This is a genomic window from Streptomyces sp. NPDC057950, assembly GCF_042887295.1.
Taxonomy (GTDB): domain Bacteria; phylum Actinomycetota; class Actinomycetes; order Streptomycetales; family Streptomycetaceae; genus Streptomyces; species Streptomyces kaempferi.
The window spans coordinates 136,561-162,378 of the sequence record NZ_JBHVPP010000007.1; the positions used below are offsets into that span (position 1 = coordinate 136,561).

The 25,818-nt window shown below is 69.6% G+C and carries 25 protein-coding genes; 12 read left to right on the forward strand and 13 right to left on the reverse strand.

The genetic code is table 11. The annotated features are described in order from the left end of the window. Positions 1-17: 17 nt before the first annotated feature. A complete protein-coding gene (locus tag ACFVTC_RS14485; protein WP_390126898.1) occupies positions 18-896 on the reverse strand; it encodes a helix-turn-helix domain-containing protein in 879 nt (292 codons plus the stop codon). Positions 897-1,267: 371 nt separating this feature from the next. On the opposite strand from ACFVTC_RS14485, the gene ACFVTC_RS14490 reads away from it, so the two are divergent. Beyond that, positions 1,268-1,543, forward strand: a complete 276-nt coding sequence (locus tag ACFVTC_RS14490) for a Scr1 family TA system antitoxin-like transcriptional regulator (protein WP_390126899.1) — start codon at positions 1,268-1,270, stop codon at positions 1,541-1,543. Here the strand turns inward: ACFVTC_RS14490 and ACFVTC_RS14495 are convergent. Further along, positions 1,533-1,727 carry a hypothetical protein gene (locus ACFVTC_RS14495; RefSeq protein ID WP_385086132.1) on the reverse strand — a complete coding sequence of 65 codons (195 nt, stop codon included), beginning with the start codon at positions 1,725-1,727 and terminating at the stop codon, positions 1,533-1,535. The genes ACFVTC_RS14490 and ACFVTC_RS14495 overlap by 11 nt on opposite strands. A 176-nt stretch (positions 1,728-1,903) precedes the next feature. Between ACFVTC_RS14495 and ACFVTC_RS14500 the strand changes: the two genes are divergently transcribed. Beyond that, positions 1,904-4,033, forward strand: a complete 2,130-nt coding sequence (locus tag ACFVTC_RS14500; protein WP_390126900.1) for a prolyl oligopeptidase family serine peptidase — start codon at positions 1,904-1,906, stop codon at positions 4,031-4,033. A 170-nt stretch (positions 4,034-4,203) separates the two neighbouring features. Here ACFVTC_RS14500 and ACFVTC_RS14505 read toward each other — a convergent pair whose 3' ends face one another. From ACFVTC_RS14505 to ACFVTC_RS14525, 5 genes are all read right to left on the reverse strand, one after another. Continuing rightward, the gene (locus ACFVTC_RS14505; RefSeq protein ID WP_390126901.1) at positions 4,204-5,289 is read right to left on the reverse strand and encodes an ABC transporter ATP-binding protein; all 1,086 of its coding nucleotides are present in this window, start codon (positions 5,287-5,289) and stop codon (positions 4,204-4,206) included. Further along, complete coding sequence (locus ACFVTC_RS14510) at positions 5,282-6,292, reverse strand: ABC transporter ATP-binding protein (RefSeq protein WP_390126902.1); 1,011 nt, start codon at positions 6,290-6,292, stop codon at positions 5,282-5,284. The genes ACFVTC_RS14505 and ACFVTC_RS14510 overlap by 8 nt, the downstream gene beginning before the upstream one ends. 5 nt (positions 6,293-6,297) lie before the next feature. Further along, on the reverse strand, positions 6,298-7,281 hold the full coding sequence (locus ACFVTC_RS14515) for an ABC transporter permease (protein ID WP_329527310.1): 984 nt from the start codon (positions 7,279-7,281) through the stop codon (positions 6,298-6,300). Then, the gene (locus tag ACFVTC_RS14520; protein ID WP_390126903.1) at positions 7,274-8,197 is read right to left on the reverse strand and encodes an ABC transporter permease; all 924 of its coding nucleotides are present in this window, start codon (positions 8,195-8,197) and stop codon (positions 7,274-7,276) included. Before ACFVTC_RS14520 ends, ACFVTC_RS14515 begins: the two co-directional genes overlap by 8 nt. A 62-nt stretch (positions 8,198-8,259) precedes the next feature. Then, positions 8,260-9,891: an ABC transporter substrate-binding protein gene (locus ACFVTC_RS14525; RefSeq protein ID WP_390126904.1), complete on the reverse strand. Its 1,632-nt coding sequence runs from the start codon at positions 9,889-9,891 to the stop codon at positions 8,260-8,262. Between the two features lie 481 nt (positions 9,892-10,372). Between ACFVTC_RS14525 and ACFVTC_RS14530 the strand changes: the two genes are divergently transcribed. The 7 genes from ACFVTC_RS14530 (at position 10,373) to ACFVTC_RS14560 (ending at position 18,549) form a co-directional block, all read left to right on the forward strand. After that, positions 10,373-11,401, forward strand: coding sequence for an ABC transporter permease (locus ACFVTC_RS14530; RefSeq protein WP_390126905.1), 1,029 nt, complete (start codon positions 10,373-10,375; stop codon positions 11,399-11,401). An 82-nt stretch (positions 11,402-11,483) separates the two neighbouring features. Continuing rightward, positions 11,484-13,244 (forward strand): ABC transporter substrate-binding protein, encoded by a 1,761-nt coding sequence (locus ACFVTC_RS14535; protein ID WP_390126906.1) that lies wholly within the window; start codon positions 11,484-11,486, stop codon positions 13,242-13,244. Between the two features lie 102 nt (positions 13,245-13,346). Beyond that, the gene (locus ACFVTC_RS14540; RefSeq protein WP_390126907.1) at positions 13,347-14,327 is read left to right on the forward strand and encodes an ABC transporter permease; all 981 of its coding nucleotides are present in this window, start codon (positions 13,347-13,349) and stop codon (positions 14,325-14,327) included. A 58-nt stretch (positions 14,328-14,385) separates the two neighbouring features. Further along, on the forward strand, positions 14,386-15,423 hold the full coding sequence (locus ACFVTC_RS14545; protein WP_390126908.1) for an ABC transporter ATP-binding protein: 1,038 nt from the start codon (positions 14,386-14,388) through the stop codon (positions 15,421-15,423). Between the two features lie 26 nt (positions 15,424-15,449). Further along, positions 15,450-16,496 carry an ABC transporter ATP-binding protein gene (locus ACFVTC_RS14550; RefSeq protein WP_390126909.1) on the forward strand — a complete coding sequence of 349 codons (1,047 nt, stop codon included), beginning with the start codon at positions 15,450-15,452 and terminating at the stop codon, positions 16,494-16,496. A 258-nt stretch (positions 16,497-16,754) separates the two neighbouring features. After that, positions 16,755-18,047, forward strand: a complete 1,293-nt coding sequence (locus ACFVTC_RS14555) for an MFS transporter (protein ID WP_390126910.1) — start codon at positions 16,755-16,757, stop codon at positions 18,045-18,047. A gap of 100 nt (positions 18,048-18,147) precedes the next feature. Beyond that, entirely contained in the window at positions 18,148-18,549 is a 402-nt protein-coding gene (locus tag ACFVTC_RS14560) for a VOC family protein (protein WP_390126911.1), read from the forward strand. A gap of 98 nt (positions 18,550-18,647) precedes the next feature. On the opposite strand, the gene ACFVTC_RS14565 is transcribed toward ACFVTC_RS14560, so the two are convergent. Beyond that, a complete protein-coding gene (locus ACFVTC_RS14565; RefSeq protein WP_390126912.1) occupies positions 18,648-19,055 on the reverse strand; it encodes a DUF4232 domain-containing protein in 408 nt (135 codons plus the stop codon). On the opposite strand from ACFVTC_RS14565, the gene ACFVTC_RS14570 reads away from it, so the two are divergent. Beyond that, the gene (locus ACFVTC_RS14570) at positions 19,054-19,236 is read left to right on the forward strand and encodes a hypothetical protein (RefSeq protein WP_390126914.1); all 183 of its coding nucleotides are present in this window, start codon (positions 19,054-19,056) and stop codon (positions 19,234-19,236) included. The two genes, ACFVTC_RS14565 and ACFVTC_RS14570, sit on opposite strands and share 2 nt — an antisense overlap. Before the next feature lie 244 nt (positions 19,237-19,480). On the opposite strand, the gene ACFVTC_RS14575 is transcribed toward ACFVTC_RS14570, so the two are convergent. After that, positions 19,481-19,897 (reverse strand): VOC family protein, encoded by a 417-nt coding sequence (locus tag ACFVTC_RS14575; RefSeq protein WP_390126915.1) that lies wholly within the window; start codon positions 19,895-19,897, stop codon positions 19,481-19,483. 4 nt (positions 19,898-19,901) lie between these two features. After that, complete coding sequence (locus ACFVTC_RS14580; RefSeq protein ID WP_390126916.1) at positions 19,902-20,414, reverse strand: DinB family protein; 513 nt, start codon at positions 20,412-20,414, stop codon at positions 19,902-19,904. 91 nt (positions 20,415-20,505) lie between these two features. On the opposite strand from ACFVTC_RS14580, the gene ACFVTC_RS14585 reads away from it, so the two are divergent. Further along, on the forward strand, positions 20,506-21,552 hold the full coding sequence (locus tag ACFVTC_RS14585; protein WP_390126918.1) for an amidohydrolase family protein: 1,047 nt from the start codon (positions 20,506-20,508) through the stop codon (positions 21,550-21,552). A 66-nt stretch (positions 21,553-21,618) separates the two neighbouring features. Then, positions 21,619-22,368: a class I SAM-dependent methyltransferase gene (locus ACFVTC_RS14590; RefSeq protein WP_390126919.1), complete on the forward strand. Its 750-nt coding sequence runs from the start codon at positions 21,619-21,621 to the stop codon at positions 22,366-22,368. Positions 22,369-22,440: 72 nt separating this feature from the next. Here the strand turns inward: ACFVTC_RS14590 and ACFVTC_RS14595 are convergent, their stop codons facing one another. From ACFVTC_RS14595 to ACFVTC_RS14605, 3 genes are all read right to left on the reverse strand, one after another. After that, a complete protein-coding gene (locus tag ACFVTC_RS14595; protein ID WP_390127060.1) occupies positions 22,441-23,484 on the reverse strand; it encodes an ABC transporter ATP-binding protein in 1,044 nt (347 codons plus the stop codon). 167 nt (positions 23,485-23,651) lie between these two features. After that, positions 23,652-24,719, reverse strand: coding sequence for an ABC transporter ATP-binding protein (locus tag ACFVTC_RS14600; RefSeq protein WP_390126920.1), 1,068 nt, complete (start codon positions 24,717-24,719; stop codon positions 23,652-23,654). A 19-nt stretch (positions 24,720-24,738) separates the two neighbouring features. After that, positions 24,739-25,716 carry an ABC transporter permease gene (locus tag ACFVTC_RS14605; protein ID WP_390126921.1) on the reverse strand — a complete coding sequence of 326 codons (978 nt, stop codon included), beginning with the start codon at positions 25,714-25,716 and terminating at the stop codon, positions 24,739-24,741. Positions 25,717-25,818 lie beyond the last annotated feature (102 nt).

A 25,818-nucleotide genomic window follows, 5' to 3' on the forward strand; every position in this document is an offset into this window, starting at 1 on the left:
GAGGCGGCGGCTTCGCATCAGGCGGCCGGCCGGTGGTCGGACCGGCAGTCGCGGCAGCGGCCGGGGTCGGGCGCCCGGAAGGCCCTCTCGCAGCCGTCGCAGGTCTGGAGCGGGTGCTGGACACCCGGCGGCCGCGCGGGCGCGCGGAACGGCGGCGGAGGCGGCAGCTGGGCGGCGAGCCGGTGCGCGAGCAGGGCCGCCGGGCGGCGGAGCCCTTCGGGCGGCAGATCGCTCGTGAGCGCGTGGCGTACGGCGCCGGGGCCGACGTCGCGCTCCAGCCAGGCGGCGACGCCGGGGGCGAGGTGGGCCGTGTCGCAGGCGGAGAGCAGCAGCCGGGGGTCGTGGCGGCGGAGGTCCGCGAGAAGGTCGGTGGCCGTCCGCAGGAGAGCGGGCGCCGGGCACACGGGACGGGGTACGGCGGGCAGTGTCCTGCGGGGTGCGCGCTCCTCGCGCTTGCGGGCCGCCTCCGGTCGGGCCGGGGCGGACCGCACGGGCTCCTGCGTCCGGCCGCGTCCGGGCTGGTTGCAGGAGACCGTGCGGGTGACGATGCGGCCGCCGGGGACGCGTTCGCGAACGCGGCGCAGATAGCGGTGGGCCTCCAGCTCGCGCAGGGCGGCGGCGATCCGGGTCGCGCCCTCGGGGAAGCGCGCGGTGAGGGTCTTGATGTCGACCCGGGCGCCCTTCGGCAGCGACTGGAGGTGCACGGCCAGCCCGATCGCGAGCAACGAGAGCTCGGAGTGCTGGGCGAGGTGGTTGCCGATCACCGTGAAGCGGGTGGTGTGGCGGGTGTTGTCGTGGGTGAGGCCCCCGGAGCGCGCGGGGCGCCGGTCCGGGTGTTTGTCGCCCGCAATGCGGGACTGGGCGTGCGGGGGCGCGCTAGGGTCGTTGGTGTCCATCGGGAAGCTCCTACTTCCTCGGTGGTCAGGCCCTCGCACTGGGATTGCCGTCCCGGCGGGGGCCGTCGCATGTCTGCTGTTGTGTCGCGCTGAGCGTAGGGCAGGCAACGGGCCCCGAATCCAGCCGAGTCGGTGATGTTCACTCTCGCGGGTGAGAGCGCCCGGCGGGCGGGAGGGGTGGGGCTCGGTCGGGTTCTTTCACCCTCGCGTTCCTTGGGGAAGACCGCTCCTGGCACCGGAGCCCGAGCGGCCGGGTTCCGGTGGGAGACCGGCCTCCGCCCACACCGTCCTGCGCGGCGGCAGGCGGTGGGGACGCGCGCGGCCGGGTTCGGCAGGGCAGGTTCGGCAGGGCGGTCGACTACGGCGCCGACATGGTCTACGGGATCGAGGGCGGCAAGCGGATCCCTCAGCCCGAGTTCCTGGACAGGGCGGACGAGGCGGAGCGCATGGTGGCCGCGCGCACGGCAAGGCAGTCGGTCGTCGAACGCGCCCCCGCGCCGGTCCTCAGCTTCGTACCGGAGGAGGCTGCACCACGGCGTCCGATCGGGGGCACGATTCGTACGCGTCCGATGAATGACCGGCGCGGAGGGACGGGCTCCGGTCGCTCGACGCGCGGAGCCCCCGATCCCACCCGGGTCAGAACTTGAAGCTGCCGATCATGTCCGCGACGTTCGTCGTGAGGTCGCTGATGGTGGGCGCGACCGTCGAGGAGGCGAGATAGAAGCCGAACAGGACGCACACAATCGCGTGCCCGGCCTTCAGCCCTGACTTCTTCACCAGGATGAAGACGATGATCGCCAGCAGCACCACCGCCGAAATCGAGAGTGCCACGGCGGATCACCTCCAAAGATCCCAGGGACATGGGGGGTTGGTCATGGGGGTCGGTCGTTCCCAACAGCGGGCAGCAGGTTCTTACCCACGCACCGCTAGTGATCATAACTATCCGTACGCGCGCATTGATCGGCGCACGGCCGCACAAGGGGGCGCATGGCCAATATGGTCGGGGCATGACGACCGAGCCTCTTTCCTTCCCGCGCCGGTACGCCCGGACGCAGCGGTTCACCCTGGGCGCACCCCGCGCGTTCACCGTCTCCCCGGACGGTTCCCGGGTCGTGTTCCTGCGGTCCCCGTCCGGCACGGACCGGGCGAACCAGCTGTGGGTCCTCGATGTCGCGGGCGGGCAGGAACGCGTCGCGGCCGATCCCGGAGCCCTGCTCAAAGGCGCCGGCGAACGTCTCTCCGCCGCCGAGCGGGCGCGCCGCGAACGCAGCCGTGAGGGCGGCGCCGGGGTGGTCGGCTACGCCACCGACAACGCGGTCGAGTTGGCCTCTTTCGCCTTGTCGGGGCGGCTTTTCACGGCGGAGCTGCGAGCCGGTACTGCGCGTGAACTCCGCGTCCCCGGACCGGTGATCGACCCGCGCCCCTCGCCCGACGGGCGGCTCGTCGCGTATGTCTCCAAGGGCGCGCTGCGGGTCGTCGGCGCCGAGGGCGAGGACGACCGGGCGCTCGCGCGGCGGGACCCCGAGGCGGACCCGGAGTCGGTTTCCTATGGATTGGCCGAGTTCATCGCGGCCGAGGAGATGGACCGGTCCCGCGGCTTCTGGTGGTCGCCGGAGTCGGACCGGCTGCTCGTCGCGCGGGTCGACGACGCGCCCGTACGCCGCTGGTGGATCTCCGATCCCGCCCAGCCGGAACACGCTCCGCAGGAGGTCGCCTACCCGTCGGCGGGGACGGACAACGCGGACGTACGACTCTTCGTGATCGCCCTCGACGGCACCCGCACGGAGGTCGCCTGGAACCGGGCACAGTACCCGTACTTGGCGCATGTGCACTGGTCAGCTGCGGGTGCGCCACTGATTCTGGTGCAGGCCCGGGACCAGCGCAGCCAGCTGTTCCTGGCCGTCGACCCGGACACCGGGACGACCCGGATGGTGCATGCCGACGAAGATCGACAATGGCTTGATCTTTTCCATGGAGTGCCCTGCTGGAGCCCCGGCGGACAGCTCGTACGGATCGCCGACGAGGGCGGGGCGCGGGTACTGGCGTTCGGTGAACGCCTGCTGACCGGACCGCAGTTGCACGTGCGCGCGGTGCTCGACGTCTCGGACGACGATGTGCTGGTCTCGGCGTCGGCGGGGGAAACCGCCGCCTCCCCCGAGACCGGCGAGGTGCACGTCTACCGGGTCAACGAGCTGGGGGTCGAGCGCCTCTCCCAGGAGCCCGGGGTGCACTCGGCGGTGCGTTCCGGGCGGGTGACCGTGCTCGTCTCCGCGGTGCCGGGTGAACCGGGGGCCCAGGTGCAGGTGCTCCGGGAGGGCAAGCGGGCGGCGCTCGTCGCCTCCCACGCCGAACATCCCGGTCTGTCCCCGCGCGTGACGCTCACCGAGGGGGGCGCACGCAAAATCCCATGCGCCCTGCTTATGCCTACGGACTACGACGGCGAGGGGCCCCTGCCCGTCCTGATGGATCCCTACGGCGGTCCGCACGGCCCCCGCGTCCTGGCCGCGCACAACGCGCACCTCACCTCGCAGTGGTTCGCGGACCAGGGCTTCGCGGTGATCGTCGCGGACGGTCGCGGCACCCCCGGCCGCTCCCCCGCCTGGGAGAAGGCGGTCCGGGACGACTTCACCCTCACCCTCGACGACCAGATCGACGCGCTGCACGGACTGGCCGAGAGGTATCCGCTGGACCTGTCCCGGGTGGCGATCCGCGGCTGGTCGTTCGGCGGCTGGCTCGCGGGGCTCGCCGTACTGCGCCGCCCGGACGTCTTCCACGCGGGCATCGCGGGCGCCCCGGTCACGGACTGGCGGCTGTACGACACCCATTACACGGAGCGGTACCTCGGCGATCCGGCGACGGCGGCGCAGGCGTACGCGAAGAGCTCACTGATCACCGAAGGAGGGCTGTCCGAGCCCGCCGAGCCGCACCGCCCGCTGATGATCGTGCACGGGCTGGCCGACGACAACGTGGTGGTGGCCCACGCGCTGCGGCTGTCCTCCGCGCTGCTGGCGGCGGGCCGCCCGCACGAGGTGCTGCCGCTCTCGGGCGTGACGCACATGACCCCGCAGGAGCAGGTCGCGGAGAACCTGCTGCTGCTCCAGGTGGACTTCCTGAAGCGCTCACTCGGGATGCGCTGACCCGCGTACGGCCGGCCCCGTTCGTGCGACCGGCCGGAGCGACATGGCGCGCTCCGGCCGGTCTACGGCACCCGCACGGCCGTACGCCGCTCAGACTGACGCGTCCGTATATCGGTGTCGCGACAGCCGAGTTGCCTGCGTGTTAACGAAGTTGATGCGCATTTATCATCTTATGCACGCTCGTCCGGCGGGTCGTCCGGCGTTCCGGGCGGTGTGTCGTCCAGTGCTCCCTCGGGCGGCACGACCTGCTTCTCCTCGGCGAAATGGCAGGCCGAGGCGTGCGCGGCCGGCCCCTCGGCGTGGCGGAACTCCGCGGGCACGGCGAGCAGCGGCACCTCCAGCGCGCACCGCTCCTGGGCCTTCCAGCAGCGGGTACGGAAGCGGCAGCCGGACGGGATGTTCGCCGGTGAGGGCACGTCCCCGCTGAGGATGATCCGCTCACGGTGCTCGCGGGCCTCCGGGTCGGGCACCGGCACCGCGGAGAGCAGGGCCTGGGTGTAGGGGTGCGTCGGATGGTCGTAGATCTCGGCGTCCCTGCCCGTCTCCACGATCCGCCCGAGGTACATGACGCCGACCCGGTCGGAGATGTGCCGCACGATGGAGAGGTCGTGCGCGATGAACACGTAGCTGAGGTCGAACTCGTCCTGGAGCCTCGCCATCAGGTTGATCACCTGAGCCTGCACGGAGACGTCGAGCGCGGAGACCGGCTCGTCCGCGACGATGATCTCGGGGCGCAGCGCCAGCCCCCGCGCGATGCCGATGCGCTGCCGCTGGCCGCCGGAGAACTGGTGCGGATAGCGGTTGATGTACTCGGGGTTGAGACCGACCACGTCCAGCAGGTCCTGGACGCGCTTCCTGCGGTCGCCCTTCGGCGCGACCTCGGGGTGGATCTCGTACGGCTCCCCGATGATGTCGCCCACGGTCATCCGGGGGTTGAGCGAGGTGTAGGGGTCCTGGAAGACCATCTGGATGTTGCGGCGGACGGCCTTGAGGGCCCGGCCGGACAGCCGGGTGATGTCCTCGCCCTTGTACTTGATGACCCCGGCGGTCGGCCTCTCCAGGTTGACCAGCATCTTCGCGACCGTGGACTTGCCGCAGCCGGACTCCCCGACGATGCCGAGGGTCTCGCCGCGGCCGAGGTGGAAGTCGACCCCGTCGACGGCCCGGACCGCGCCGATCTGTTTCTTGAACAGGATTCCCCGGGTGAGCGGGTAGTGCTTGACCAGTCCGCTGATCTCCAGCAGTGCCTCAGGCACGGTGGCCTCCCCCGGTGGTCCCGGCGTCGAGCGTCTCCCGCCAGAAGAAGCAGGCGCTGGCACGTTCCCCGCCCCCCTGGTCCACCTCGGCGAGCGGAGGCACCTCGGTCCGGCAGATGTCCTGGGCCATCGGGCAGCGGGGGTTGAAGGCGCAGCCGGGCGGGATGTGCATCAGGTTCGGCGGCAGGCCCTTGATGGCGTAGAGCTCGTGGCCCTTCTGGTCGAGCCGGGGGATCGACTCCAGCAGGCCCTTCGTATAGGGGTGGGCCGGCGCCTTGTAGATGTCGTGGACGGGCGCCGACTCGACGATCCGGCCCGCGTACATCACGGCGATCCGGTCCGCGACGTCGGCGACCACGCCGAGGTCGTGGGTGATGAGGATGAGCCCCATGTTGAGCTCGCGCTGGAGCTCGGCGAGGAGGTCCATGACCTGGGCCTGGACCGTGACGTCGAGGGCGGTGGTGGGTTCGTCGGCGATGATCAGCGCGGGTTCGAGGGCCAGCGCCATGGCGATCATGATGCGCTGGCGCATGCCTCCGGAGAACTGGTGCGGATAGTCGCGCACCCGTTGGGCGGCGGCCGGGATCCGTACCCGGTCCATCAGCTCGACCGCCTTGGCGCGGGCGTCCTTGCGGGACATCCCGCGGTGCACGGTGAACATCTCGCCGAGCTGGTCGCCGACGCTGAGCACCGGGTTCAGGGAGGACAGCGCGTCCTGGAAGATCATCGCCATCTCGGCGCCGCGCACCTTGCGCCGCTCGTCCTCCTTGAACTTCAGGAGGTCCTTGCCCTGGAAGAGGATCTCGCCGCCGGTGATCCTGCCGGGCGGCATGTCGAGGATGCCCATCACCGCCTGGGCGGTCACGGACTTGCCCGAGCCGGACTCGCCGAGCACCGCGAGCGTCTCGCCCTCGTCCACACCGTAGGTGACTCCGTTGACGGCCTTGGCGACCCCGTCCCTGGTTCTGAACTCCACGTGCAGATCGCGTACTTCGAGCAGCACGGCGGTCACCTCAGCTTCGGGTCGAGGGCGTCGCGCACCGCGTCGCCGAGCATGATGAACGCGAGCACGGTGATCGCGAGGGCGCCGGCGGGCCACAGCAGCATGTGCGGGGCCTGGCGGATGTACGCGGACGCCGAGGAGATGTCGATTCCCCAGGACACCGTCGGGGGCTTCAGACCGACCCCCAGGTAGGAGAGCGTCGCCTCCAGCGAGATGTACGTGCCGAGCGCGATGGTCGCCACGACGATCACCGGCGCGATCGCGTTGGGCGTGATGTGCCGCAGCAGCAGCCGGGAGTTGGAGGCGCCCAGGGCGCGGGCGGCCTGGACGTAGTCGTTCTGTTTGGTGGTGATGACGGAACCGCGCGCGATCCGGGAGATCTGCGGCCAGCCGAGCAGCACCATGAACCCGATGACGGGCCAGACCGTATTACTGGTCACCACGGAGAGGAGGACCAGACCGCCGAGCACGACGGGGATCGCGAAGAAGATGTCGGTGATCCGGGACAGGACCCCGTCCGACGCCCCGCCGAAGTACCCGGCGAGACCGCCGAGTACGGAGCCGAGGATCGCGACGCCGAGGGTGGCGCAGACGCCGACGGTGATCGAGACGCGTGTCCCGTACACCGTCCTTGTGTAGACGTCGCAGCCCTGTCCGTCGAATCCGAAGGGATGGCCCGGCTGCGAGCCCTGCTGGGCCTTGGCGAGGTCGCACTTGAGGGGGTTCTGGCCGGCGATCAGCGAGGGCCAGATGGAGATGACGACGAGGAAGAGGATGACCAGTCCGGCGATGATGAAGACGGGGTTGCGCCGCAGGTCGCGCCAGGCGTCGGACCACAGGCTCCTGGGCTTCTCCTGCGGGCCCGTGCCCAGCGGTCCTCCGGGGGTCTTCTCCAGGGTCTCGGCCTCGCTGGCGGCGAGGTCCATGGCGCCGCCCATCCCGGTCGCGGCGATGGCGCCCTGCTGGTCGAACGGCGGCTGCTCAGGCATAGCGGATCCTCGGGTCGAGTACGGCGTAGAGGAGGTCTACGAGCAGGTTGGCGACCAGGAAGACGATGACCAGGACGGTCACGAAGCCGACGACGGTCTGGGTGTTCTGGCGCAGGATGCCCTGGTAGAGCTGGTAGCCGACGCCGTGGATGTTGAAGATCCGCTCGGTGACGATCGCACCGCCCATGAGCGCGCCGATGTCCGTGCCGATGAAGGTGACCACCGGGATCAGCGAGTTGCGCAGCAGGTGCTTGGTGATCACCCGGCGCCGGGGCAGGCCCTTGGCGATGGCCGTACGGACGTAGTCGGAGCGCCGGTTCTCCGCGATGGAGGTCCGGGTCAGACGGGTCACGTAGGCGAGCGACACGGAGGCCAGGACGAGACCGGGCACGATCAGCTCGCCGAAGGCGGCGTCCGGGGAGACCGAGGGTTTGATCCAGCCCCACTCGACGCCCAGCAGCAGCTGGAGCAGCAGACCGGTCACGAAGGTGGGCACGGAGATGACGACGAGGGTGAGCAGCAGGACCCCCGAGTCGACGGGCCGCCCGCGGCGCAGGCCCGTGATGACGCCGAGCGTGATGCCGATGACGATCTCGAAGAGGATCGCGACGATCGTCAGCCGGATGGTGACCGGGAACGCGGACCCCATCAGCTCCGTGACGGGCTGTCCGTTGAAGGCGGTCCCGAAGTCGCCGGTGAAGACGTTGCCCATGTAGGTCAGGTACTGCTGCCACACCGGCTGGTCGAGTCCGAACTCCTTGCGCAGTTGGGTGGCGGTGGCGGGGTCGCACTGCCGCTCGCCGCACAGACCCGCGATGGGGTCGCCCATCACGTTCACCATCAGGAAGATCAACAGCGTGGCGCCGATGAAGACCGGGATCATCTGCAGCAGGCGCCGGATCACGTACCGTCCCATGAGGACTCCGGGGATAGGGGCGGGCGGGCGCCCCGGACTGCCCGGGGCGCCCGCCCTTCGGCTCAGCTGACCTTGATCTCGTTGTAGACGGGGACGCTGAACTGGTTGAGCGCCACGTTGGAGACGCGGTCCGAGTAGCCCGCGCTGCCGTTCTGGTACCAGAGCGGGATGGCGGCCATGTTGTCCCGCACGACGCCCTCGGCCTGCTGGAAGAGCGAGACGGCCTTGGCCCGGTCGGTCTCGGCGTTCGCCCGGTCGACGAGCTTGTCGAAGTCCTTGTTGGACCACTTGCCGTCGTTGGAGGAGGCGTTCGTGTAGTACAGCGGCTGCAGGAAGTTCTGGATCAGCGGGTAGTCCATCTGCCAGCCGGCCCGGAAGGGACCCGACATCTTGTGCTGGGTGATCTGGTTGCGGAAGTCGGCGAAGGTCCCGATCGGGTTGCCGACGCAGGCCTTGTCGTTGCCCATGGCGTTGTTGACGGAGTGGCAGACGGCGTCCACCCACTCCTTGTGGGAGCCGGTGTCCGCGTTGTAGGAGATCTTGAGCTGGCCGCCGGGCAGACCGCCGCCCTCCTGGATCAGCTTCTTGGCCTCGGTCGGGTTGTACGTGCAGGAACCGCCGCACAGTCCGTCCTGGAAACCGCCGGCCTTGCCGAGCACCGGTGAGGTCCAGTCGGTGGCCGGGGTGCGGGTCTTCTGGAAGATCGTGTTCGTGATCTGGGCGCGGTCGATCGCCATGGAGAGTCCCTTGCGGACCTTCTCCGACCCGCTCTTGTCCCAGTTCTTGTCATAGAACGGGAAAGCGAGGGTCTGGATGATGCCGGCCGGTGTATTGATGTACCGGCCCCCGAGGTCGCTCTTCACGTTCTTGAGCTGAGAGGCGGGCACGTCGTCGACGAGGTCGAGGTTGCCGGCGATCAGGTCGGTGTAGGCGGTGTTGTTGTCGGTGTAGACCTTCAGGTCCACACCGTTGTTCTGCGCCTTGTCCGTGCCGGGGTAGCCGTCCCACTTCCGCAGGGACATCAGCGATCCCTTGGTGTACGAGTCGACGGAGTACGGCCCGTTGCCGACCGGCTTCTTCAGCCAGGCCGCGTGGTCGTCGAAGAACGCCTTGGGCAGCGGCGCGTAGGCGACGTAACCGAGAGTGTCGGGGAACGTCGAGAACTTCTGGTTGAGCTTCACGGTGAAGGTGTCGGTGCCGGTGACCTTGAGCCCGGACAGCTTGTCCGCGCTCTGGGTGCCGGTGTCGGGGTGGACCTTGTCGTACCCGTCGATGTAACCGAAGAAGTACGCGTTCTTCTGGTTGTTCTTCAGGCTCGCGCCGTAGTTCCAGGCGTCCACGAAGGACTGGGCGGTGACGGCCTCGCCGTTGCTGAATTTCCAGCCGTTCTTGACCGTGATCGTGAAGTTCTGCGAGTCCGAGGTGTCGATCTTCTGCGCCAGCATGTCCTGGGCCGCGCCGGTCTTGGCGTCGTAACGCTTCAGACCGCGGAAGATCATGTCGAGGACCTTGCCGCCCTGCACCTCGTTGGTGTTCGCCGGCTCCAGCGGGTTCTGCGGATCGCCCCAGGAGGAACTCACGACTCCGGAGCCACCGCCACCGCCACCGTTGCCCCCTCCTCCTCCGCAGGCGGTCGCCGCGAGGGCCACCGCCGCCGCGGCCGCGGCCCATCTGGCGTGCGTCGCTCCACGCATGGAGTGCCTCCTCAAGAGTGCGCTGTACGGACGGCGCCCGGCCGGCGCATGACGGCTCCGGCGCACTATGTCTTTAGCGCCCAATATCCGGGCATCACGGACGTGACGCACATTCACACCACCCTTCCGGGTGGTCACATCATCCGGAAGCAGGCACTCCGGACCGCGGGCGCAATGGATCTTTACCGTTCGATGCGCAACCGTTGGATTGAACGCCCCGGATGTACGCATTCCGAGACTCCGGCGTCCGCATATCGAACCTCTTGCCCGATAAGCCCAGTTGGTCCGATTACGGACACGGAACGGCCACAGTGCGCTACACGCGTAGTTACGGTCAAGTCATGGCAAGGTAAAGAAAGTAAAGAGAAGACCAAGGCGGGCGAGATTTTATTGACCTTGCATGAATTGCGTTGAAAAAGTCCGGCGTAGCTGCGTAGGGAGCGCCCTACGGAGTCGTTGACCCCCTCGGGCCTGGAGCACCATGACCCTCCCCACTCCTTCCGCGGCCGCTTCGCTTGAGGTGACCGACGAGACCGACCTGACCACGGTTCCGTCTTCCACCACCCAGGGCTCCGAAAGCCGCTCCCCGGGACGGCTCGCCTGGAAGCGATTCAAGCGAGACCGCACAGGCGTCATATCCGCCTACATCGTGATCTTCTTCTTCGTGATCGCGATCTGCGCCCCGCTGATAGCGAAGCTGTACGGCAAGAACCCGTACACCACGTACGCCAGCCAGCGGCCGGAGCTCCTCGACGCGTTCGCCTACCCCTCGGGGCCGAACGGCGGGATGAGCTCGGAGTTCTGGTTCGGTATCGAGCCGCAGCTGGGCCGTGACGTCTTCACCTTCCTGCTGTACGGCATCCGTACCTCGCTGGGCATCGCCGTGGCGGCCACCCTGCTGACCACCATCGCGGGCGTGATCATCGGCGTGACCGCGGGCTACCTGGGCGGCAAGACCGACTACTTCGTCGGCCGGATCATCGACATCCTGCTGTCGTTCCCGTCCACGCTGTTCTTCATCGCCTTCATGCCCGTGGTCTACGGGCTGTTCGTGGCCCCCGACGAGAACATCCCCACGTCCCTGCGGGCCATCTCCCTGATCCTGGTGCTCTCCGCCTTCGGCTGGGCCTCGATCGCCCGCCTGCTGCGTGGCCAGGTGCTCGGCCTGAGGGAGCGGGAGTACATCGAGGCGGCCAAGGTCACCGGTGCCTCCCCGGGGCGCATCGTGTTCAAGGAACTGCTCCCCAACCTGTGGACGCCGATCATCATCCAGTCCACGCTGATGCTCCCGGCGTACGTGACTGCGGAGGCCGGGCTGGCCTTCCTCGGCGTCGGCATCATCGACCCCACCCCGGACTGGGGTGTCATGATCCAGCGCGGCGCCCAGTTCTACACCGAGGACCTCACCTTCATGCTCTTCCCGGGCCTGTCGATGGTGATCTTCGTCCTCGCCTTCAACCTGCTCGGCGACTCGGTGCGCGACGCGCTCGACCCGAAGTCCAAGCGGTAGCCATCCCGTTCCACCCCGGCCAGTTCAGTGTCGTGCGGCCGGTCTCATCCGTCCCGATCGTCCACATAAGGCAGGCTCACCCGTGTCCTTTTCCCGTAGAAACTTCCTGATCGCGACCGGCGTGGTCGCGGCCTCGTCGACCGTCCTGACCGCCTGTGGCGGCAGCGGCGGCGGCGGCAAGTCGGACCGGAAGGTCCCCTCGGTCAGCGGCTCGAAGACCCAGGAGATCCCCGTCGGCACCAAGGCCGACTCCACCGGCCCGGCGCCGGAGGTCAAGGGCGCGGTCAAGGGCGGGACGATCTACTCGCTCGACCAGTTCGACATGGACCACCTGGACCCGGCGCAGATCTACGTCTCGACCGAGGGCGCCATCACCCGTCCGATCCTGCGCGGCCTCACCGGCTACAAGATCGACGAAAAGGGCGGCGCCACCCTGGTCGGCGACGCGGCCACGGACGCGGGCACCATGAAGGACGGCGGCAAGACCTGGTCCTTCACGCTGAAGGACGGCGTGAAGTGGGAGGACGGCTCGGAGATCTCCGGGGACGACCTGCGCCACACCTTCGAGCGCCTCTTCGCCGCCTTCGTCACCGAGGGCCCCCGCTACGTCCAGCAGTGGCTGGTCGGCGGCGACAAGTACAAGGGCCCCTACGAGGGCAAGAGCCTCGCCTCCATCGAGGTCGACGGCAAGACCATCACCTTCCGCCTCAACGAGGCCCGCGCCGACTTCAACTTCACGCTCGCCATGCCCGGCTACGGACTGGTGTCGAAGAAGCAGGACACCAAGGAGAAGTACGACAAGCGTCCCTTCTCCTCCGGCCCGTACAAGATCGGCGGCCGCAGCGTCGGCAAGTCGCTCACCTACGTGCGCAACGAGCACTGGGACCCGGCGACGGACTCGATCCGCAACAACTACCCGGACAAGTACGTCTTCCAGTTCGGCTTCGAGCTGCTGGCCTCGACCGACCGCTACATCGCGGACTCGGGCAACGACCAGTACGCGATGTCGATCTTCAACGAGGTCGCTCCCGAGCGCATCGCCCAGGTGCTCACCAACGCCAAGTACAAGCAGCGCATCCTCACCGAGGTCGACACGGTCACGTACTACTGGCCGATCAACATGACCCGCATCAAGGACGTCAAGGTCCGTCAGGCCATCAACTGGGCCTGGCCGCACCAGCAGCTGCAGACGATCCGCGGCGGCGCCTCCACCAGCGAGCTGGCCTCCACGATCCTCTCGCCGGTGACCCCGGGTTACGCGAAGTTCGACCTGTACGGCGTGACCAAGAAGCCCGGCGGCGACCCGGTCAAGGCCAAGGCGCTGCTGAAGGAGGCCGGCAAGGTCGGCCAGAAGCTGGTCATCGCCTACCAGGCCTCGGACAACGCGGTGAAGTCGGCCGTGGCGGTCAAGAACGCGCTGGAGGCGGCGGGCTTCACCGTGGTCAACAAGCAGGTTGACAAGTCGACCTTCTACACCCAGATCGGCAAGATCGACAACGACTTCGACCTGTTCGCCGCGGGCTGGAGCCCCGACTGGCCGAACGGCTACTCGGTCTTCTTCCCCTGCTGGAGCGGCAAGAACATCGGCGACGGCCGCAGCAACTACGCCCAGCTGAACGACCCGAGCGTCAACAAGGCCATCGACGCGGCTGCCAAGATCACGGACACCGCCGCGGCGAACAAGGCCTGGGGCGAAGTCGACCGCCAGATCATGGAGCTGGCCGCGGTGGTCCCGGACTACCACTCGATCCGCAACTGGATGCACGGTTCCAAGGTCGGAAACGTCGTCTACGACAGCGGCAACACCTGCATCGCGCTCACCAAGCTCTACGCGATGAAGTAAGCCGTACGACCCAAGGGGGCGGCCGTTCGCCCGGCCGCCCCCTCCGGCCCCCCTCCTTTCACGCCCCCGGCGACGGCGCCCCGTCCGGAAAGTCACGCCCCCATGTCCCGCTTCCTCGTCCGCCGAGTCCTCGGCGCACTGGTCATCCTGCTGATCATCAGCGCCATCACCTTCGGCCTCTTCTACGCCATCCCGCGTGACCCGGCGATGATGTCCTGCGGCAAGAACTGCACGCCGGACATGCTCGCGCAGATCCGGCACAACCTGGGCATCGACCACCCGATCCCGGTGCAGTACTGGGACTGGCTGAAGGGTGTCTTCGTCGGGCGGGACTACGCCGGCTTCGGGAACTGCAACGCTCCCTGCCTCGGCTACTCCTTCGCCAACCGTGAGCCCGTCCTCGGCACGATCATGGACCGCCTGCCGACGACCCTCTCGCTCGCGTTCGGCGCGGCCGTCGTCTTCCTGATCTTCGGCGTCGGCGCCGGCATGCTGGCCGCCGTCAAGCAGGGCAAGTTCCTGGACAAGTTCGCCAGCTCCGCCTCGCTGTTCGGCTCCTCGCTGCAGATCTACTTCGTCGGCTACGTCGCGATGTTCTTCCTGGTCTCCAAGCTGGGTCTGTTCGCGCAGCCGTCGTACACGCCCTTCACCGAGGACCCGACCGCCTGGTTCTCCGGGCTGCTGCTGCCCTGGCTGACACTGGCGATCATCTTCACCGCCAACTACACCCGTATGACCCGCTCCCAGCTCGTCGAACAGCTCAGCGAGGACTACGTCCGCACCGCCCGCGCCAAGGGCCTGTCCCGTGCGAACGTCTTCTTCCGGTTCGCCTGGCGCGGCGCGATGGGCCCGATCGTCACGGTCTTCGGCATCGACCTGGGCACGCTGATCGGCGGCGCGATCATCACCGAGTCGACCTTCAGCATCCAGGGCATCGGCCGCCTCGCGGTGGACTCCGTGAACAAGAGCGACCTGCCCATGCTGCTCGGCGTCACCATCCTGTCGGCCGGCGCGATCGTGTTCTTCAACATCATCGTCGACGCCGTCTACGCCCTCATCGACCCGCGGATCCGGCTCGCCTGACCCCGGGCAACCCGCCCCCGACAGCTACCCCCGGCATCACCCCCTCAGGAGCGTCCCCGTGACGAGCACCGATCAGCAGCCCTTCCTGTCCGTCAGGGATCTGAAGGTTCACTTCTCCACCGAAGACGGCGTCGTCAAGGCCGTCGACGGTCTCTCCTTCGACCTGGCCAAGGGCAAGACGCTCGGCATTGTGGGCGAGTCTGGCTCGGGCAAGTCCGTCACGAACCTGACGATCCTCGGCCTGCACGACCGCGACCGCACCGCCATCGACGGCGAGATCCTGCTCGACGGCAAGGAGCTGCTGACCGCCACCGAGCGGGAGCTGGAGCAGCTGCGCGGCAACAAGATGTCGATGATCTTCCAGGACGCGCTGGCCTCGCTGTCGCCGTACCACACCATCGGCAAGCAGATCGGCGAGACGTACCGCAAGCACACCGGTGCCTCCAAGGCGGAGGCCCGCACCCGTGCGATCGAGATGCTGCGGCGTGTCGGCATCCCGCAGCCAGACGTCCGCGTGGACGACTACCCGCACCAGTTCTCCGGCGGTATGCGCCAGCGCGCGATGATCGCGATGGCGCTGGTCTGCGACCCGGAGCTGCTGATCGCGGACGAGCCGACGACCGCCCTGGACGTCACCGTGCAGGCCCAGATCATGGACCTGCTCAAGGACCTCCAGCAGGAGTTCGGCACCGCGATCATCTTCATCACCCACGACCTCGGTGTCATCGCGGACATCGCGGACGACGTGCTGGTGATGTACGGCGGCCGGTGCGTGGAGCGCGGGACCAAGAAGGAGGTGCTGCGGGCGCCGCAGCACCCGTACACCTGGGGTCTGCTCGGGTCGATGCCGACCCTGGACGGCCCGGTCGACGTACCGCTGACGCCGATCCCGGGCTCACCGCCCTCGCTGCTGAACCCGCCGACCGGCTGCCGCTTCCACCCGCGGTGCACCTTCAAGGAGAAGGTCGAGAGCGGCCTGTGCTCCTCCGAGCAGCCACTGCTGGAGATCACGGACGGGCGCGGTGCCGCCTGCCACCTCACCGCGGACCAGCGCCGCGACTACTTCGCCGACCACACCGCGACCCGGTCGCACTGACGTAACAGAGACGGGATTTCACGATCATGAGCAACACGAACCCCCTCCTGGACGTCACCGGTCTGACCAAGCACTTCCCGGTGATGGGAGGCTTCCCCTTCAAGCGGAAGATCGGCGCGGTCCAGGCCGTGGACGGCCTCGACTTCCAGGTCGCCGAGGGCGAGAGCCTCGGCCTGGTCGGTGAGTCGGGCTGCGGCAAGTCGACGACCGGCCGGCTGATCACTCGCCTGCTGGAGCCCACCGGCGGCAGGATCAGCTATCGCGGCCAGGACATCACGCACGCCGGCCGCAAGCAGCTGGCCCCGGTCCGCTCCGAGATCCAGATGATCTTCCAGGACCCGTACGCCTCCCTCAACCCCCGCCAGACGGTCGGCAAGATCATCTCGGGTCCGATGGAGATCAACGGCATCAAGCCGGCCGGCGGCTACGAGAAGCGCGTGCGCGAGCTGCTGGAGACGGTGGGTCTCAACCCCGAGCACTACAACCGGTTCCCGCACGAGTTCTCCGGCGGCCAGCGCCAGCGCATCGGCGTGGCCCGCGCGCTCGCCCTGGAGCCGAAGCTGATCGTCGCGGACGAGCCTGTCTCGGCCCTGGACGTCTCCATCCAGGCGCAGGTGGTCAACCTGCTCCAGGACCTCCAGAAGGACCTGGGCATCGCGTTCCTCTTCATCGCCCACGACCTGGCGATCGTGCGGCACTTCTCGCAGCGCGTCGCGGTCATGTACCTCGGCAAGATCGTCGAGATCGCCGACCGCGAGGACCTGTACGACAACCCGCGCCACCCGTACACCCGCGCCCTGCTCTCGGCCGTCCCCGAGGCCACGGCGGACGATGTCCCGGCCCGTGAGCGCATCCTGCTGACCGGTGACGTGCCGTCGCCGCTCAACCCGCCGTCCGGCTGCCGCTTCCGTACCCGCTGCTGGAAGGCGACGGAGAAGTGCGCGTCGGAGGCCCCGCCGCTGGTCCGGATCGAGGGCAACCGCGAGGGTCACCTCACGGCGTGCCACTACCCCGAGGTCAAGGAGACCGTCCCGGCTCCCGGCCTCTCCAAGAACCCCGAGATCACGGCCTGACACACCCCTTTTCGTCAGCCGTGCTCCACGGAGCCAGACTTTCGCCGGCCCATTGACCCGAGCCCGAACGTCCGGTTCCAGGGGGACAGAAGGCCCGTGCACTCCCAGGAGCGCACGGGCCTTCGCGCTGGGCACCGAGCACCCCGGTGTGCTCCCCCGTCCTCCCGGTCCGGGCACGAGCGGGTGCGCGTCGCCGGGTTCCCCGATCCTTCACGGGGTCTCGTCGGCGTCGGCCCGAGCCGCATAGAGTGCCTCGCCGTGACCGTCTCCTCGCAAGCGCCACCGCTGTGGCGCAACCGGCCGTTCGTGCTGCTCACCTCCGCGCGGGTCGTCTCCGTGCTCGGCAACGGCTTCGCGCGCGTCGCGCTGGCGTTCGCGGTGCTCGCTCTGCCAGGAGCCACTCCAGGCCGTCTGTCGCTGGTGGTGGCCTGCCAGGCGCTGCCGCAGCTGGTGTTCATCCTGGTCGGCGGAGTGATCGCGGACCGGATGTCACGGTCCCGGTTGATGGCGGTGGCCGACGTACTGGGGGCCGGGGCCTACGCGGGGCTGGCGGCGATGGTGCTGACCGGTCACGCGCCGCTGACGGCGATGTGCTTGCTGGCCGCCGCGGCCGGAACAGCGACCTCCCTGTTCGCTCCGGCGATGGACGGCATCGTTCCGCTGGTCGTGCCCGCCGACCGGCTGCAGCAGGCCAACGGCCTGCTGCGGGTCGGCACCAACAGCTCGCTGCTCCTGGGGCTGGCGCTGTCGGGCGTGACCGTGGCCCTGGTCGGCGCCGGCTGGGCGCTCGCGCTGAACGCCGCGTCCTTCGTGGTCAGCGCGATGTTGACGGCACGTCTGCGGACGGCCTCGCGGCCTCCGAAGAGGTCGTCGGGCTGGGCCGACCTGCGCGAGGGCTGGCGGGAGTTCTCGTCCCGCCAGTGGCTGTGGGTCGTCGTCGCCCAGTACGCGATCGTGATCGCGGCCCTCAACGCCAACGTCGGGGTCCTGGGCCCCATGACGGCCGAGGATCACCTGGGAGGGGCACGGGCGTGGTCGGTCATCGTGGGTGCCCAGGCCCTGGGCACCGTCGCCGGGGCGGGACTCGCCGCCCGGGTACGGGTCGAACGACCCCTCCTGGTCGCGGTCCTGGCCACCTTCCCGGCGGCCGTGCCGATCGCCCTGCTCGGTGCGCGGGCCCCGGTATGGCTGATCGCCTCGGCCATGTTCCTCGCGGGCGTCGCCGGGGACGTCTTCGGGGTGCTGTGGGCCACCACGATCCAGCGCGAGATCCCCGAGGAAGTCCTCTCCCGTGTCAGCTCCTACGACTGGTTCGGGTCCCTCGCCCTGGCGCCGCTGGGACTGCTCGCCGCGGGGCCCGTCGCCTCCGCCCTCGGCACCAGCCGCACGCTGGCCGGCTGCGCGGCCCTGGTGGTCCTGGCCACCGCCGCGGCCCTCCTCTCCCCCCAGGTACGCACTCTTCGCGCCGCCACCGGTGCGTCGTCCGGAGCCGCGGTCCCGGCTCCGTCGGGCCCGGCGGAGCATCCCGTCGGCGAGGAGGCGGCGGGCTGAGGGCCCGCTCCACATGACCGTACGGGTCCTCCCGGGCATCGGCCCCCGGCCGGTCCGGCTGACAGAGATCTGAAAGTAACGGCGGACGGCCGACACCCGCGTGGAGATCGAGGACCTCGTCGCCGACCGCGCCGATCCGGAGCGACTGGCCTCGTTCTGGGCCCAACTGCTGGGCAGACCCGTCGCGGCGAGAACGGGCCCGTACGTCCGGCTCGCACGCGCCGACGGCCCGGGGCTCGGTTTCCAGAAGGTCACCGAGCCGAGGGCCGGCAGGAACCGCATCCATTCCGACGTCGCCTCGCAGGACCCCGCCGCCGGACGGCGGCGCGTCGAAGCGTCGGGCGGTCGGCTCCTTCCGCAGTACGCGGCGGGCGGATTCCCGGTCATGGCCGACCCCGAGGGAAACGAGTTCTGCGTCATCCCGCGCGGGTCGTTCGAACTCGACGACGACGGGCGCGCGAGCTGTCTGAACGACCGCGACAGCGCTGCCGACCCGGCGTGAACCGGTGGTCGCCCCGCCGGTTCCGGGCAGCCGTGCGCTCGGGGCCGTCGTCCGCCCCGTTCCCCCTCGCCGGGAGATCCCCCGTCAGGAGATCCCTGTCAGGAGGGCTTGACCGGGGACACCGCGGTGACCGTCACCCTGTCGTCGCACTCGGCCAGGACACCGTCCTCCAGGGCGACCTGGTGCGATCCGGAGCCCGGCAGGCCGACCACCAGGGTCGGGTAGGTGACGGGCCGGGTCCCGGAGACGCAGTAGCCGTCGCCCTCACCCTGGACCTGGACGAACGTCAGCTTCGTCCAGGCCCTCCCGCCGGGCGCGAGGCGCACCGCGGACACGGAGCCCGTGGGGGTGACCTGGAGCGGACGGCTGCTCTGCGGGGAACCCTGGCCCGCGCCGGCGACGGTCGGGCGGCCCCGGACGACGCACGGCTCGCCGGACACGTTGGTGAACTCGACGATCACGGCGCCGGTTCCGGTGCCCTGCGGGCGGGCGGCGGCCTGGTACATGGACGCCTCGAGACGGTCCGCGCCGCACCTAGTGGCGGTTGCCGTGGCGGTGGGGGTGGCCGGAGCCGTGGCGGTCGCCGGGGCTGTGGCGGTGGCCGGGGTGGTCGAGGAGGACCCCGCTCCCCCGGCCGGGCGAGCCGGGGACGAGCCCGTCGGCCCCGTCGCCTTCCCGCCCGGCTGACATCCGGTCATGAGCAGGGTGGCTGCCGACGCGGTCACCAGCGCCAGCGCCGCCCCGCGGATACCCGTTCCGTATTTCATGAAGTCCCCCGAAGCAGAAGTCCGGGTGCCGGACTCTCATCGGCACCCGACACCTGAGAGGACAGGACCCGCGTCGGGGGTTCGACGGTCTGACCGTCTGTGACAGGACGATGACACGAACGGCACGCCATCGCGTCGCGGGGCACTCCGTCCCCTTCCGTCACCTATTGCGTCGCGGGTTCCTTCACCCGGTCCAGATCCCCGCGCTCCACGCAGAACTCGTTGCCCTCCGGGTCCGCGAGCGTGACCCAGCCGCGGCCGTCGGGCCGGGTGTGGTCCGCGACCTGCCGCGCACCGAGGCCCAGCGCCCGGGTGACCTCCTCCGCCCGTGTCCGGCCGTGCGGCTCGAGGTCGAAATGGATGCGGTTCTTGGCGGTCTTGCCCTCCTCGACGCGTACGAACAGGAGGCTGGGTCCGCCCGAGGGGTCCCGCAGCAGCGCCTCCGGGTCCCCCGGCTTGTCGTCGTCGTCCAGGGGCCGGCCGAGCAACTCGCTCCAGAACAGGCCCAGGTCGTAGGGATCGCCGGTGCAGTCGAAGGTGAGGGTGCGGATGGTCGGGTTCAACCCGTTCGTGTCGCCCATGAGTTCAGGATCCCGTCTCGCCGTCGGCCAGCTCGCGCAGAATGTCGATGTGTCCGTTGTGACGCGCGGTCTCCTCGATCAGATGGAGGAGGATCCAGCGCAGGTCGACATGGCGGCCGTCCCGGATGGAGCGCCGCGCCGTGTCGTCGAGGGAGTGCCCGACCACCAACGTGCGGTACCGCGCGGCCTGTTGCTCGTATTCCGTCAGGAGGTCGGCCAGCGGCACGTCGACGGCGATCCGCATCTCGCGGTCGGGGTCCTCCTCCGTCCAAGGGCCCGCGTCCTCCTCACCGAGGAAGACCACCTGGAACCAGGAGTACTCGACCCAGCGCAGATGGCTGATGAGCCCGCACAGGGTCATCAACGGGGAGCCGGGCAGCGGTGCGCTCCGGGCGTCCTGCGCGGAGACGCCCTCGCACTTGGCGCGGGCGGTGGCACGGACGTAGTCGAGGAAGGTGGCGAGCTGGGTGCGCTCGTCCCATGCGGAAGGCGTGTCTGTTCGCGTCGTCGTCGTCATCGCGGTGAAGCTTCCTCGCCCGCCCGGTCGATGTCGAACGAATTAGGCAGCACTTGTCGGCGCCCTCGTCCGGACGACAGACTGCCACGCCATGGCCTTTCATCTGCGTGGGACCGTACTGCCCGACGGCGTCGTCCGGGACCTCTGGATCCTCGGCGACCGGATCACCTTCGAGCGTCCCTCGGGCGCGGTCGAGACCGTCGCCGACGGCGGTTTCCTGCTGCCGGGACTCGTCGACGTGCACACCCATCCCGGTGTCCGGGACGAGGACGGCGTCTCCTCCTTCGACGCCGGTCTGTTCGCCGAACAGATCGCCGCCCACCGGGACGCCGGGACCACCGCCCTGCGCTTCCCGGGGCTCCTCGGTGAGATACCCGCCGCGCTGCGCGACGCGCCGGGCTCGCCGCGGATGATCACCGCGGGGCGCTGGCTGGCCTGGGTCGGGCTGTCCCGGAGCGCCCCCTTCCACACGGTCGCCGAGGACCTGGTGGCGGCGGCGGTCGCGGAGGCGAAGGCCCACGACGGCTGGTGCAAGCTCATGGGCGACTGGGACTTCGAGGCCGCCGCCGTACCGTACGAGCTGCTGCGGGAGGTCGTGGACGGCGTGCACGCGGTGGGTGCGCGCGTCGCCGTGCACTGCCAGTCCGCCGAGGGAGTGCTGCACGCCGCTCGCGCCGGTGTCGACTCCATCGAGCACGGGATGGGCATGCCCGAGGAATGCGTCGGGATCATGGCCGCGCACGGGACGGCGTTCGTCCCCACCCTCACCGCCTTCGCCGGCAGCGCGCCCCGCAGGACCGGGGGCACCCCCCGGGACCGGCTGTGGCGCGAGGGGCACCGCACGCTGATCCGTCGCGTCCGCGAGGCGTACGACGCCGGTGTCACCGTCCTCGCCGGAACGGACTCCGCGCCGTTCGGGAACGTCGCCGGCGAGGTCGGGCACCTGATCGCCGCCGGACTGCCCGCCGAGGCCGCGGTCGGCGCCGCGAGCTGGAGCGCCCGCGCGTTCCTCGGCCTCGGCGGCCTCACCGAGGGCGGGCTCGCGGACGTCACCGTTCACGACGCCGACCCGCGCCGCGAACCGGGCGTCCTGCGCCACCCCAGCCGTATCGTGCTGCGCGGCCGGGTGGTGCGCTGAGCGCGCGGGTCGCGCGAGTGTGTCGATCTTGCTTCGAGCGGCTCCGGGGGCTGTCAGACTGCTGCGATGGCTGACCGCTCGTTCAGTGACGTCCCGCTCGCCGCCTTGTACGACACACTCAATCCGTGGGGGCCGAGCGACGACTTCTACCTGGACCTGGTGATGTCCGCGCGATCCGTGCTCGATGTCGGATGCGGGACCGGGCGGCTGCTCGCGCGGGCCCGGGAGGCCGGTCACGGGGGCCGGCTGTGCGGGCTGGACCCCGCCGCGGCCATGCTGGTGCAGGCGCGCCGCCGGGCCGCCTGCGAATGGGTGCTCGGGGATCTCGCCTGCGCCGGGTGGGAGGGGGAGTTCGACCTCGTCGTGATGACCGGTCACGCGTTCCAGGTGCTGCTGGGCGACGGGGAGTTGCGCACCGCGCTCGCCGCGGTACGCCGCTCCCTCACCGACGGCGGACGGTTCGTCTTCGAGACGCGCAATCCCGCCGACCGCGCCTGGGAGCGCTGGACCTCCGAGAGGGCTCGCCTCGTCACCGACGCCGACGGTGAGGTCGTACGGGTGTGGCACGAGGTGGAGACACCGGTGGCAGGGGACCGGGTGACGTTCACCGAGACGTTCGCGCACCCGGCGTGGGAGGGTCCACGGGTCAGCCGCAGCACGCTGCGGTTCCTGCGGGCGGAGGCCCTGTCCGGTTTCCTCGCGGCGGCGGGGCTCACCGTGGCCGAGCAGTACGGCGACTGGGCGCGGGGGCCGCTCACCCCCACCGCCCCGGAGATCATCACGACGGCCCGGCCGGACACGGCCCGGGTGTACTGACGCACGGGCCCGCCACCTGCCGGCCGTTCCCCGTGCCGGAGACCCCGCGCGTCCGTGCACCCGGCCCGGTGCTCAGCTCCGGCCCTCCTCCAGTGCCGCCAGCGCCGGGTCGAGGACGATGTCCTCGGCGCGGGCCTCGATGCTGGGCTCCTCCGGGAAGTGACAGGCCGTCAGATGCCCTTCGGCGTTGCCCTCGAGCCGGATCAGCGGCGGTTCCTGCTGGGCACACCTGTCCTGCGCCTTCCAGCAGCGGGTGCGGAAGCGGCAGCCGGACGGCGGCGAGATGGGGGAAGGCACGTCGCCCTGGAGCCGGATGCGTTCCTTCTTCTCGGCGTCGACGTCCGCCTCCGGGACGGCCGACATCAGGGCGTGGGTGTAGGGATGGCGCGGGCCGGTATAGAGCGAGGTGCGGTCCGCGATCTCCACGATCTTGCCGAGGTACATGACCGCGACGCGCTGCGAGAAGTGCCGCACGATCGCCAGGTCGTGGGCGATGAAGACGAACGCGATGCCCATCTCCCGCTGGACCTCCTGGAGCAGGTTGACCACCTGCGCCTGGATGGAGACGTCCAGGGCCGAGACCGGTTCGTCGGCCACGATCAGCCTGGGCGAGAGGGCCAGTGCCCGTGCCACCCCGATGCGCTGGCGCTGGCCGCCGGAGAACTCGTGCGGGAACCGGTTGTAGTGCTCGGGGTTGAGACCCACCGTCTCCAGCAGCTCGCGCACCCGCTTCTCCCGGCCGCCGGGCGGATTGACGCCGTTGACCTCCATCGGGGAGGAGACGATCGTGCCGACCGTCTGACGGGGGTTGAGCGAGGCGTACGGGTCCTGGAAGATCATCTGGATCTCGGAGCGGACCGGGGCCAGCTGACGGCGGGTGGAGCGGCTGATGTCCTTGCCCCGGTACGCGATCGTGCCCGCGCTCGGCTCCAGGAGGCGGGTCAACAGGCGTCCCGTCGTGGACTTTCCGCACCCCGACTCACCCACCAGTCCCAGGCTTTCGCCGGGAAAGACGTCGAAGGAGACGCCGTCCACGGCCTGGACCGCGCCGACGGTGCGCCTGATCGGAAACCCTCCCTTCACCGGGAAGTACTTCCTCAGGTCGCGTACCCGCATGAGTGGTTCGCCCACCTGTCCGCCCTGCTGCCCGTCCTGCTGCCCGTCCCGCTGCCCGGGCACCGGACCGGCCGCGGCCCTCCCCTCGTCCACGGCCCCGGTCCGCGCGGTCGCGTCCTGTCCGTCGCCCGCGACCGTGCTCTTCTCTTCGCTCACAGTCGGCCTCCTCAGCCCAGCCGGGGCCGGATCGTCCCGGTGAAGATCCTGGTCTTCTGGTCCATCGTCAGGTGGCAGGCCGCGCCCCGCCCTTGCACGGGCAGGTCCGGCCGGACGTCGGCACACCGGCCGGAGCCCTCGACCTCGCCCCGGAAGGCGCACCGCGGGTGGAACGGACACCCCGAGGGCGGGTTCAGCAGGGACGGGGGCGCGCCCGGAATCGGTGTGAGCGGTTCGTCGACGTCCGCCGAGAGCCGTGGCATGGAGGCCAGCAGGCCCCAGGTGTACGGGTGTTGCGGGGATTTGAGCACCTCGCGGACCGTGCCCCGCTCCACCGCCCGGCCGGCGTACATCACGAGCAGGTCGTCCGCCATGTCGGCGACCACCCCGAGATCATGGGTGATCATGATGATCGCGGAGCCGAACTCCTGCTGGAGGTCCTTGAGCAGGTCCAGGATCTGGGCCTGCACGGTGACGTCCAGGGCGGTCGTCGGCTCGTCGGCGATCAGCAGGTCCGGGTCGCAGACCAGCGCCATCGCGATCATCACGCGCTGGCGCATGCCCCCGGAGAACTGGTGGGGATAGTCGTCGACCCGCTGCCCGGCGTGCGGGATGCCGACCTTCTCCAGCATCTCGATCGCCCGCTCGCGCGCCTCCTTCCTGGAGGCCCCGGTGTGCTTGCGGAACGGCTCCCCGATCTGCCGTCCCACCGTGTGGTACGGCGAGAGCGCCGTCAGCGCGTCCTGGAAGATCATCGCCATCTTGTTGCCGCGGAGCCTCTCGAACTCGGCCTCGGTGGCGGTGAGCAGTTCCTTGCCGTCGAGGACGATCTCGCCGTCGATGGTGGTCGTCGCCGGGTTGTGCAGACCGAGGACGGTCAGGTTGGTGACGGACTTTCCGGAACCGGACTCGCCGACGATGCCGAGGGTCGTCCCCCGCTCAAGGGCGAAGGAGAGGCCGTCGACCGCCTTGACGACACCGTCCTCGGTGGAGAAGCGCACCCGCAGGTCGCGGACCGAGAGGAACGCGTCGGCTCCGGCGGCGGCCGGAGTGTCCTCGGGCTCGGTGAGTGTGGTCACTGGGAGGTCTCCTCAAGCACTAGGACAGCCGTACTCGCGGATCGATGACCGCGTACAACGCGTCCACGATGACGTTGAGCAGGAGGATGAAGGCGGCACTGAAGATCATCACGCCCATGAGCTTGGGCAGGTCCTTGCCGACGACGGAGTCCACGGCGAGCCGTCCGACGCCCGCGAGCCCGAAGGTGAACTCGGTGACGACGGCACCGCCGAGCAGGGCCGAGAGGTCCATGCCGAGGATCGTCAGGATGGGGATGAGCGAGCCGCGCCAGGCGTACCGGAAGAAGACGTACCGGCCGGTCATGCCCTTCGCGCGGGCCGCGCGCACATGCTCCTCCTGGAGCTGCTCGATCATCGTCGAGCGCGCCATGCGGGTGTAGTTGGCGGTGAAGATCACGGACATGACGAGCCAGGGGATCAGCAGGCCCATGAACCACTGCGCGGGATTCTCCGTGAGGGGCACGTACTTGGGTTTGTCCAGCCAGCCGGTGCTGTACACGAAGATGCCGAGAACGACCGGGCCGAGGAAGTAGATCTGCATCGAGCTGAGCACCAGCGAGACGCTGCTGAACGCCTTGTCGAGCCAGGTCCCGCGGAAACGGGCGGCGATCAGGCCGGTGCCGAGGCCGACGACGAGGAAGACCAGCAGGCCGCCGATGGTCAGGGACAGCGTCAGCGGGAAGCGGTCCATGATCGTGGACCAGACCATCTGCTGGTCGCGGAAGGAGACCCCGAAACAGGGGGCCGGGCAGTGGCCCACCGAGAAGTCCCGCCCGGCGAAGATGCCGACGAGGAACTTCCAGTACTGCACCGGCACGGGATCGTCCAGGCCGAGGTTCTTGTGGATGATCGCGAGCGCGTCCGGAGTGCAGTTCTTGCCGCACGCGAGCGTCGCCGGGTCCTGGGGGATCGCGTAGTACATGAAGAAGGTGAAGGCGCTGATCAGCAGGAGGATGAGCACGGCGCCGAACGTCCGGCGAAGGAGGAATCGAAGCATGGCGGAACGCTGCTCTCAGGACGGCTGGCCAGGGACAGGAGCGGCGCCCGGGGCACACCCGGCGGCCCGCTGAGCGGAGTACCGGGTGCGCCCCCAGGCCGT

Bases quoted from the DNA above. Each gene is read 5' to 3' on its own strand.
- ACFVTC_RS14565 (WP_390126912.1), bottom strand. From the start codon at position 19,055: ATGTACCAGGCCGCCGCCCGCCCGCAGGGCACCGGAACCGGCGCCGTG.
- ACFVTC_RS14590 (WP_390126919.1), top strand. From the start codon at position 21,619: ATGGCTGACCGCTCGTTCAGTGACGTCCCGCTCGCCGCCTTGTACGAC.
- ACFVTC_RS14540 (WP_390126907.1), top strand. From the start codon at position 13,347: ATGTCCCGCTTCCTCGTCCGCCGAGTCCTCGGCGCACTGGTCATCCTG.
- ACFVTC_RS14580 (WP_390126916.1), bottom strand. From the start codon at position 20,414: ATGACGACGACGACGCGAACAGACACGCCTTCCGCATGGGACGAGCGC.
- ACFVTC_RS14605 (WP_390126921.1), bottom strand. From the start codon at position 25,716: ATGCTTCGATTCCTCCTTCGCCGGACGTTCGGCGCCGTGCTCATCCTC.
- ACFVTC_RS14520 (WP_390126903.1), bottom strand. From the start codon at position 8,197: ATGGGACGGTACGTGATCCGGCGCCTGCTGCAGATGATCCCGGTCTTC.
- ACFVTC_RS14485 (WP_390126898.1), bottom strand. From the start codon at position 896: ATGGACACCAACGACCCTAGCGCGCCCCCGCACGCCCAGTCCCGCATT.
- ACFVTC_RS14575 (WP_390126915.1), bottom strand. From the start codon at position 19,897: ATGGGCGACACGAACGGGTTGAACCCGACCATCCGCACCCTCACCTTC.
- ACFVTC_RS14490 (WP_390126899.1), top strand. From the start codon at position 1,268: ATGGTCTACGGGATCGAGGGCGGCAAGCGGATCCCTCAGCCCGAGTTC.
- ACFVTC_RS14500 (WP_390126900.1), top strand. From the start codon at position 1,904: ATGACGACCGAGCCTCTTTCCTTCCCGCGCCGGTACGCCCGGACGCAG.
- ACFVTC_RS14570 (WP_390126914.1), top strand. From the start codon at position 19,054: ATGGACGCCTCGAGACGGTCCGCGCCGCACCTAGTGGCGGTTGCCGTG.
- ACFVTC_RS14550 (WP_390126909.1), top strand. From the start codon at position 15,450: ATGAGCAACACGAACCCCCTCCTGGACGTCACCGGTCTGACCAAGCAC.
- ACFVTC_RS14515 (WP_329527310.1), bottom strand. From the start codon at position 7,281: ATGCCTGAGCAGCCGCCGTTCGACCAGCAGGGCGCCATCGCCGCGACC.
- ACFVTC_RS14525 (WP_390126904.1), bottom strand. From the start codon at position 9,891: ATGCGTGGAGCGACGCACGCCAGATGGGCCGCGGCCGCGGCGGCGGTG.
- ACFVTC_RS14595 (WP_390127060.1), bottom strand. From the start codon at position 23,484: ATGCGGGTACGCGACCTGAGGAAGTACTTCCCGGTGAAGGGAGGGTTT.
- ACFVTC_RS14585 (WP_390126918.1), top strand. From the start codon at position 20,506: ATGGCCTTTCATCTGCGTGGGACCGTACTGCCCGACGGCGTCGTCCGG.
- ACFVTC_RS14530 (WP_390126905.1), top strand. From the start codon at position 10,373: ATGACCCTCCCCACTCCTTCCGCGGCCGCTTCGCTTGAGGTGACCGAC.